Raw genomic sequence first — 6,507 nt, 5'->3', positions numbered from 1 at the left:
AGTCTTATTTTATAAGGCTTCTCTCTGGTTTCTATGATGTATTTTTACATAATTTCTGTATATGGATTTCAGAACGGTATGTCCGAATCAAAATCCCGTTTTTCATCTTCTGACAAAATGTCATCTTGGCGGTGGTTTTGGCTTGGTGGTTTACCCTGTGGCTCTTGTGCCCAGTTATTATTACTTTGAGCATTGCCGAGCATTTGTAATTGATCGGTGATAATTTCAGTGGTGTAGCGGTCTGTACCGTCTTGTGCTTGCCATTTGCGTGTGCGGAGCTTGCCTTCAACATAAATTTGAGAACCTTTTTTTAAGTACTTCTCAAATATTTCAGCGAGCTTACGAAATGCAATAACAGTGTGCCATTCCGTATTTTCCTTTTTTTCGCCACTTTGTTTATCTATCCAAGTTTCAGATGTTGCGACACTAATACGAGCAACGGGATCGCCATTGGGTAATGTGCGTAACTCAGGGGCATTCCCTAATCGACCTAAGATGATGACTTTATTTACTCCTGACATTCAGCATTCTCCTGTTTTTTAGGTGATGGCGGTTGTTTATAACTCATCCAGGCGTGGATCAACGGATATTCTTTTTCTTGGTTTCGATCTTTAATGATTAAATCGTAGCTAAATGCTTGCTTTTCGCTCTCCCATTCGCTTAAGAAAACAAAGTTCTTTCGGTCTCCTTTTTTCTTACCAACAATGGCAACAACTAAATATTTGCCATCTTGAGTGGGTTTTTCTTCATCGATATATTTCCAATCTGACATTTGTAATCTCCTGAGTTGGTTGACAATCTTCATAGGCGACACACCAATCTTTATTATAGATTTGCTCTTTTTGGCGGGTCATACTTCGTATTTGTTCACGTCGCATCACTGCACTTTGACATAGGCAGATTGTGCCGTGGCTTGCTTGCCAGCTATCGTAGTTATTTGTGACGAGATAGCCTTGTTGTTCACGGTTTCCGTTGGGGAGAGCAACAATACAAGGCTTGATGGTATAAGTCCGTTTCTTCATAGCTATTCACAGGTTAAGGATTGTTGAAAGAAAATGCCGTTTGGTTTAGTTACTGCTTTTTGTCCAAGATCTTGGCATTCAAGCAGTGACACTACTTGTTTACCATCGTAGTCATCATTTAGGGTAATACCTGCAGCAGTCATTGCGAGAGACAACCCAACAGCCAAGACGATTGCCCAAAGTAGATTAGTTAGTGTGTTCATGTTTTGTCTCCTAAAAAAACGCCCACCTGTTACAGTGGGCTAACGGATCATCATTATGATTACGGGTGTTTTAAGTGCTTACCGCATACACTTTTGTTCAGTCCGATTTTGACGAGATCGGGAACTCGCCTCTTGTATGCGACTACACCGAGGAATATAATGTTTTCTGCGACTACATTTTAATCAAGAGGAGAAAACATTATGAACAAGTCATCTGCTGACTCACTTGCTTTGCTTTTCGCAAGAGATATTTTAAAAGCTTCAAATGCTTCGACAGCATCGTCTTTTCTTTGCTTAGATAAGGAAAACGCAAATTCTCTTGCTGACTTTATCGAGACTCTTTCAAGTAGATTTGAGTCAATAGACGATGGTGTATCATTACCAATGATTTTTAATTCTCATAAGAATCAATCAGATAGATAGCTTTACAAGTGAGTTTTGCTAATTCATCTGGTGGATAATCAGTTTTTCTTGATACACTTTCCAAAACAGCCTGTTTAATTCGTTCTTTATCTAAGTCAGACAGGCTGTTTTTTATTACTAATAGTTTTAACTTCTCAGGCTGTTCAAGCTGGTCATTAAGAATAATCTTTTTAACCATTTCATAATTTTCGGTTTCCATTATTAATCTCTTTTGTTTGTTGCCATTCAAAACCGCACTTAGTTCTGGCTTAGTTATCCTTGATTTGGTAACAGCGCTATTACCCAGACCTTTAGCGGATCTCTAAATGCGGTTTTGAATGGCGACCGCAGTGGGATTTGAACCCACAACATACTGCTTAGAAGGCAGTTGCTCTATCCGATTTGAACTATTCGGTCGATGGTGACTGTGAATTATTTATACTCGCCACAGTCGAGCGAAGAGAGTACATTTAAAAATTTGGGTCGTCATCCCTTGTCAGGACCTCTACTGAGATAGCTCGTAGTGACTAAATCTTTGAGCAAACTTAACTACCATGTTAAGTCCATTGAAGCGTTGATTTGCTACGCTAGCTCAACGCTAAGCCTCGATAGCCATTTCGTTGAGTTCAACGAGATGGTCAGCCGTCTCTCCGAGCTGTCACGTTTTTAGCTAACGTTTGCTGTCTGTTGCTTTTTCATTGTTCACCAACTAAAAAACAGACCAAAAAATGTGGTTCTGCCCCCACTATCCGTTCCACTCACTGGCAAACTTGTCAACAATGGGTTAGTTGCACCTCAATGGTTCTGTTGCCAATCTGCCGTCACGGCAGTTTTTCACATAAGACTAAACGTTCAATCAGCCTACGGGGCTTTCAATCCGCAAATTTAAGCATCTGCACTTATTGACCGCTTGAGGTGTTTTTGAGTAAAATTTTTAAAGAGCAAGAAACCTTGTTGGGACTCGGTTTTGTTTATGTGACAATTTAAACATTGTGTTTAAGAAAAATCAACATCAAAATGTTTAAGTTGTTAATGGTTTTTTGCAACTATTTGTTTTTAAACGATATTTAATTTTTTGATTGATTAAATTTTAACCTATTTGTTTTATTTCTTACTTGGTGAGATTGTTTTTTAATCTATTGAACGCTAGCTAGTTGAACTAAATGTTGCTATAAAATATACTGTTCAAAAAAACAGTTATAATAAAAAGGAGGAAGTTGAAATGGAGAAGTTTGTTATCAATGACAGTGTTGATAGTTTGTATTTTTCAACGAAACGGATCGAAAATATTGTTGCGCTGTTAGGTGTTTTAGAGAAAACAGATTTGAGTTCGATCCCTGTTGGTGAAATGAACTGTGTATTTGGCTTATTGTATGACGTATTAGGAGAAGCATACGATGTTCAGGCCGAGTGGGTCGCAAGAGGAATAGAAATCCATTAACGATAAGAGCGGGAGTGATCCCGCTTTTATTTTGCCATTTAGAAATCTAAAGTGGTTTGTAAAAATTTGATGAGATGTGACCGCTTGTAGAATTGTAAATGGGAAAATAAAGAAAATACAATAAAACAAGTAAAGGAGACAACTTATGAAAAAACTACTGACTACCTTATGCCTTTTTCCTGCTATTGCCTTAGCAACAGAAACAGGTGAAAGCTGTGCCAAGATCGAAGATAGCACTAAACGTCTTGAGTGTTATGACGGTGTTTTCTTGAAAACAGAACAGAAAACCAATGAAGTGAAAGTTGAAAAATCACAATGGGAGTATGAACAGGAAAAGGATGAGTTAAGAAATGCGACAACATACAGAGCTGATAATGCATCTCTTAATGCGGTTGACTTCGGTTTTCCTTATCATGGTTCAAAACTCTATTTAACATTAAGGAAAGATCCTAAATATGGTAATGATGTGATGTTTTTCATCAATGGGCAGTTTAATGGTTGTATGATTAATAGCTGTAAAATTACTGTAAAATTTGATGATGGTAAACTAGAAAGCTATCGTATGGTTGGTTCAGATAGTGGCAGTAATGATACGATTTTCATTGAAAATGCAAAATCAGTGAAAACCTTTGTAGATAAATTGAAAAAATCTAAGAAGTTGATTGTAGAAGCCAGCTTTTACAACTATGGTAAAGGTCAATTCACCTTTGATACACAAGGTTTAGAGTGGAAACATTTTTAATTGAGAAAAGCTACGCAGTTGCGTGGCTTTTTTTATTGATGCATAAATGGGGTAGGGGATAAAAGAAAACCGCCACGGTGGGCGGTTATCGACTCAGATTTGGAACAAAAACGCAACTGATTGTTTTAGGAAGTAGTTCAGGAATAAACAGGTGGTTTCGCCCTATGTTTCTTAACATATCTTCTTTTCTGCATAATGATAATGCTCTAATGCTATTCTCTAATAGAGATAATAGTTGGTTTAGTAGTGATTTAATTTCATCTGATGTTAATGGTTCTGGCTCCATAATTTTTGAATAACTAAGCATAACATTAAGCCCTGATGCTTGATTGTTGTGAATATAACCGCAAGCATCTGAATATTCCTTCATAAAATCGCTATATATATCTTGAGAATAAACTTGATGATTGGATAGTTTATCTCTAAGTGCTTGAAACAGAGGTGTTATTCTTGTTTCGTCATCAGCACTCTTTTCTAAACAGCAACGAGCCACATTCTCAATTAAGGAGCGATAAGAAAAATAGAAATATCTAGTATGATTTACTTTGATGTTATTCAAACAACATAAAGCATCATAAATAATACTATTCATAAATCGGTCACTTTTAGCAGTGCTTACCTTGATGAAAATAATGCGTTTTATAATGGTGTTTACGATACTTAAATTTTCATATCCAATTTCTTGGAAATGGTCTTTAAACCATCTTAATTGCTGCTTTATTTTGAGCGGATCATCATCAATGTAGTTCATTTCTATTTGCCCAAGATTTTTGTTATCCATTGGAGAGACTCATCTTTCTTATTTTTTCTATGTCTTATTTTAATTGGTTCGTCATTTTCCCTTTCTTTTGTCACTCTCAAGATATGATTATATAACGATACGCTCATATTTTCTTTATATCCTTTTTGTAGGATATGTTTAATAGTAAATGCTACAATAAGCGTTCTTGAAGAAAGAATATAAGGTTTTAAATTCAATTTAATTTCTTTTGTTAAAAATAAATTGATTGTTTCATTTTTATTAAAAATGTTTTTATCAAATAATGCCTTTGCAAGGAAACCCAAGAAAAAATAGATGTTTTTATTTTTTGTAAGCAGGTCTAATTCCTCATTAAAATTAACGTTCATTTTTTATCCCCCCTTGTTTTAATTGCTGCTCAAGTTCATCGCATATATTTGCGATATTAGAACTTGTTCGAGCATATCTGGTTGCAACATTCCCACGCCCTGAATGTTTAAGATCATTCGCTGTATGAAACTGATTATTAAAAAAGTACATATCAGGCAATTTACTTTCCATATCTCTTTTCAAAGCTTTTTGCTTCTCTAGTAACTCTTTTGGAGTGTCAGTGTATATTATACCAAGAGGACGTACTTGTATTCTAGCTCTCTTTACTAATCCTTTAACGACATTTACTAAATTGGCGGTGCCAAAACCTGAATATTTATCAATTTTAGACGGAAGAATATAATAGTCACTGCAAAATAGCGATGCATCCGTATAAATTGAAATAGTAGGAGGACAATCAATTAAAATATAATCATATTTATCTCTTAACTTGTTATCACAAATAAAATTTTTAAGTCTATGTATTTGAGATGAGTCGCTATGGTTTTCATTTATAATGTTTATATCTCCCAATACAATATCTAGATTTTCGTCAATGGATTTAATAAGCTGTTCTGCATCTGCTTCATCCGAATCTTCATATAATGTATTATTGGTTTTAAAGATTTTCCGAATAGTATTTTCATTAGAGACTTCTTTAAGATATTCATCTATTTTTTCTTCTGTATCATAGAAGGTTTGAGTGCAGTTAAATTGCGGATCTGCATCTACAATTAGCACCTTCTTTCCTTGTTTGGAAAAGCAATCAGCAACACTTACACACAATGTTGTCTTCCCAACACCACCTTTCATATTGATAAAACTAATTACTTTTGCAGATTTATTTTCTGTATTCATCTAATAACTCCTACCTAATTTACACCTAAAGTATTAACTAATAAAATCCACTTCCGTTCTACAAATAACTCCTATGCTCAACCGCCACGCCGATAATATCTGCTTCTGTAATGGACGTGACAAGGTCGCGCTCATTTAGTGGTACAAGTAAAAGATTGTCTTTATTTATTTGTCTAAATTTCCCGAAGTACAACTTATTGTCGAGATGAACAAAGATATAGCACCCTGAAATCAGTTTGGTTTTTTGTTCAAATCTTATTGTGTCACCTTGTTTGAATCGATCGATATCACTCGTAATAGTAATGATGAATGAACGGTAGTCAGCTAAGTGTTTGGCAAGGCTGTCCCAAGTTTGCTGTTCATAATTCTCTACTGGATAAACATCGTTGTTTGGCGGTGACAAGGTTGGGTTCTCGTTATTTGGTGCTTCGACACCAAAAATTAGCCACTCTGGTGTTACACCTAAAAAATTAGCGAGATCATAAGTTGCTACCATTGAAGGCGTAGCTTCAGCATTAAACCAACGTCTAACCGCACTTGCTGTAAGGTTAGTTTCTTTAGCTAGTTTTGAGATTATCCCTCGTTCTTCCAATAACCCTTTATCTTTTAAGATTCTGGTTAGTCTTTTTGAGAAATCTTGTCTGAATTTTTCTTCAGTAAACATAAGTAGCTTCCCTTTTTAATATAAACATTTTGTTTAAATAATAAAAAAAATCAAAAAAACAATCACG

12 protein-coding genes and 1 tRNA gene are annotated in these 6,507 nt (G+C 35.4%); 3 read left to right on the top strand and 10 right to left on the bottom strand.

Going from position 1 to position 6,507, the window contains the following annotated elements; genetic code table 11:
- Positions 1-68 precede the first annotated feature (68 nt).
- From ssb to C5N92_RS04845, 4 genes are read right to left on the bottom strand one after another with little or no spacing between them, the layout of a single operon-like run.
- On the bottom strand, positions 69-521 hold the full coding sequence (gene ssb, locus C5N92_RS04855; protein WP_111749732.1) for a single-stranded DNA-binding protein: 453 nt from the start codon (positions 519-521) through the stop codon (positions 69-71).
- The gene (locus C5N92_RS04850) at positions 509-772 is read right to left on the bottom strand and encodes a hypothetical protein (protein ID WP_111749731.1); all 264 of its coding nucleotides are present in this window, start codon (positions 770-772) and stop codon (positions 509-511) included. The genes ssb and C5N92_RS04850 overlap by 13 nt, the downstream gene beginning before the upstream one ends.
- Positions 747-1,022 carry a hypothetical protein gene (locus C5N92_RS11170; RefSeq protein WP_133254057.1) on the bottom strand — a complete coding sequence of 92 codons (276 nt, stop codon included), beginning with the start codon at positions 1,020-1,022 and terminating at the stop codon, positions 747-749. The genes C5N92_RS04850 and C5N92_RS11170 overlap by 26 nt, the downstream gene beginning before the upstream one ends.
- 2 nt (positions 1,023-1,024) lie before the next feature.
- Complete coding sequence (locus C5N92_RS04845; protein WP_111749730.1) at positions 1,025-1,225, bottom strand: hypothetical protein; 201 nt, start codon at positions 1,223-1,225, stop codon at positions 1,025-1,027.
- Positions 1,226-1,426: 201 nt separating this feature from the next.
- Between C5N92_RS04845 and C5N92_RS04840 the strand changes: the two genes are divergently transcribed.
- Positions 1,427-1,648: a hypothetical protein gene (locus C5N92_RS04840; RefSeq protein WP_111749729.1), complete on the top strand. Its 222-nt coding sequence runs from the start codon at positions 1,427-1,429 to the stop codon at positions 1,646-1,648.
- Here the strand turns inward: C5N92_RS04840 and C5N92_RS04835 are convergent.
- Both C5N92_RS04835 and C5N92_RS04830 read right to left on the bottom strand, forming a co-directional pair.
- Positions 1,617-1,847, bottom strand: coding sequence for a hypothetical protein (locus C5N92_RS04835; RefSeq protein ID WP_111749728.1), 231 nt, complete (start codon positions 1,845-1,847; stop codon positions 1,617-1,619). The genes C5N92_RS04840 and C5N92_RS04835 overlap by 32 nt on opposite strands.
- 119 nt (positions 1,848-1,966) lie before the next feature.
- Positions 1,967-2,044 (bottom strand) — tRNA-Arg (locus C5N92_RS04830).
- Positions 2,045-2,849: 805 nt separating this feature from the next.
- Here C5N92_RS04830 and C5N92_RS04825 point away from each other — a divergent pair.
- Both C5N92_RS04825 and C5N92_RS04820 read left to right on the top strand, forming a co-directional pair.
- Entirely contained in the window at positions 2,850-3,068 is a 219-nt protein-coding gene (locus C5N92_RS04825) for a hypothetical protein (RefSeq protein WP_111749727.1), read from the top strand.
- Between the two features lie 145 nt (positions 3,069-3,213).
- Complete coding sequence (locus C5N92_RS04820; protein WP_111749726.1) at positions 3,214-3,810, top strand: hypothetical protein; 597 nt, start codon at positions 3,214-3,216, stop codon at positions 3,808-3,810.
- 85 nt (positions 3,811-3,895) lie between these two features.
- Here the strand turns inward: C5N92_RS04820 and C5N92_RS04815 are convergent, their stop codons facing one another.
- Genes C5N92_RS04815 through C5N92_RS04800 form a run of 4 tightly spaced genes read right to left on the bottom strand, consistent with a single transcriptional unit; the run spans position 3,896 to position 6,440 of the window.
- On the bottom strand, positions 3,896-4,591 hold the full coding sequence (locus C5N92_RS04815) for a hypothetical protein (protein ID WP_111749725.1): 696 nt from the start codon (positions 4,589-4,591) through the stop codon (positions 3,896-3,898).
- Positions 4,564-4,938 (bottom strand): hypothetical protein, encoded by a 375-nt coding sequence (locus tag C5N92_RS04810; protein WP_111749724.1) that lies wholly within the window; start codon positions 4,936-4,938, stop codon positions 4,564-4,566. The genes C5N92_RS04815 and C5N92_RS04810 overlap by 28 nt, the downstream gene beginning before the upstream one ends.
- Positions 4,928-5,776, bottom strand: a complete 849-nt coding sequence (locus C5N92_RS04805) for a ParA family protein (protein WP_238138438.1) — start codon at positions 5,774-5,776, stop codon at positions 4,928-4,930. The genes C5N92_RS04810 and C5N92_RS04805 overlap by 11 nt, the downstream gene beginning before the upstream one ends.
- 58 nt (positions 5,777-5,834) lie before the next feature.
- Positions 5,835-6,440, bottom strand: coding sequence for a helix-turn-helix domain-containing protein (locus tag C5N92_RS04800; protein ID WP_111749723.1), 606 nt, complete (start codon positions 6,438-6,440; stop codon positions 5,835-5,837).
- Positions 6,441-6,507: the final 67 nt, after the last annotated feature.

The sequence above is a fragment of the Glaesserella australis genome (genome assembly GCF_003260095.1).
Classification (GTDB): domain Bacteria; phylum Pseudomonadota; class Gammaproteobacteria; order Enterobacterales; family Pasteurellaceae; genus Glaesserella; species Glaesserella australis.
The sequence above is the reverse complement of the archived record's forward strand: the minus strand, read 5'-3'. Positions and strand labels throughout refer to the sequence as shown.

Bases quoted from the DNA above. Each gene is read 5' to 3' on its own strand.
- C5N92_RS04850 (WP_111749731.1), bottom strand. From the start codon at position 772: ATGTCAGATTGGAAATATATCGATGAAGAAAAACCCACTCAAGATGGC.
- C5N92_RS04845 (WP_111749730.1), bottom strand. From the start codon at position 1,225: ATGAACACACTAACTAATCTACTTTGGGCAATCGTCTTGGCTGTTGGG.
- C5N92_RS04840 (WP_111749729.1), top strand. From the start codon at position 1,427: ATGAACAAGTCATCTGCTGACTCACTTGCTTTGCTTTTCGCAAGAGAT.
- C5N92_RS04800 (WP_111749723.1), bottom strand. From the start codon at position 6,440: ATGTTTACTGAAGAAAAATTCAGACAAGATTTCTCAAAAAGACTAACC.
- C5N92_RS04820 (WP_111749726.1), top strand. From the start codon at position 3,214: ATGAAAAAACTACTGACTACCTTATGCCTTTTTCCTGCTATTGCCTTA.
- C5N92_RS04805 (WP_238138438.1), bottom strand. From the start codon at position 5,776: ATGAATACAGAAAATAAATCTGCAAAAGTAATTAGTTTTATCAATATG.
- C5N92_RS04815 (WP_111749725.1), bottom strand. From the start codon at position 4,591: ATGGATAACAAAAATCTTGGGCAAATAGAAATGAACTACATTGATGAT.
- C5N92_RS11170 (WP_133254057.1), bottom strand. From the start codon at position 1,022: ATGAAGAAACGGACTTATACCATCAAGCCTTGTATTGTTGCTCTCCCC.
- C5N92_RS04835 (WP_111749728.1), bottom strand. From the start codon at position 1,847: ATGGAAACCGAAAATTATGAAATGGTTAAAAAGATTATTCTTAATGAC.
- C5N92_RS04825 (WP_111749727.1), top strand. From the start codon at position 2,850: ATGGAGAAGTTTGTTATCAATGACAGTGTTGATAGTTTGTATTTTTCA.
- ssb (WP_111749732.1), bottom strand. From the start codon at position 521: ATGTCAGGAGTAAATAAAGTCATCATCTTAGGTCGATTAGGGAATGCC.
- C5N92_RS04810 (WP_111749724.1), bottom strand. From the start codon at position 4,938: ATGAACGTTAATTTTAATGAGGAATTAGACCTGCTTACAAAAAATAAA.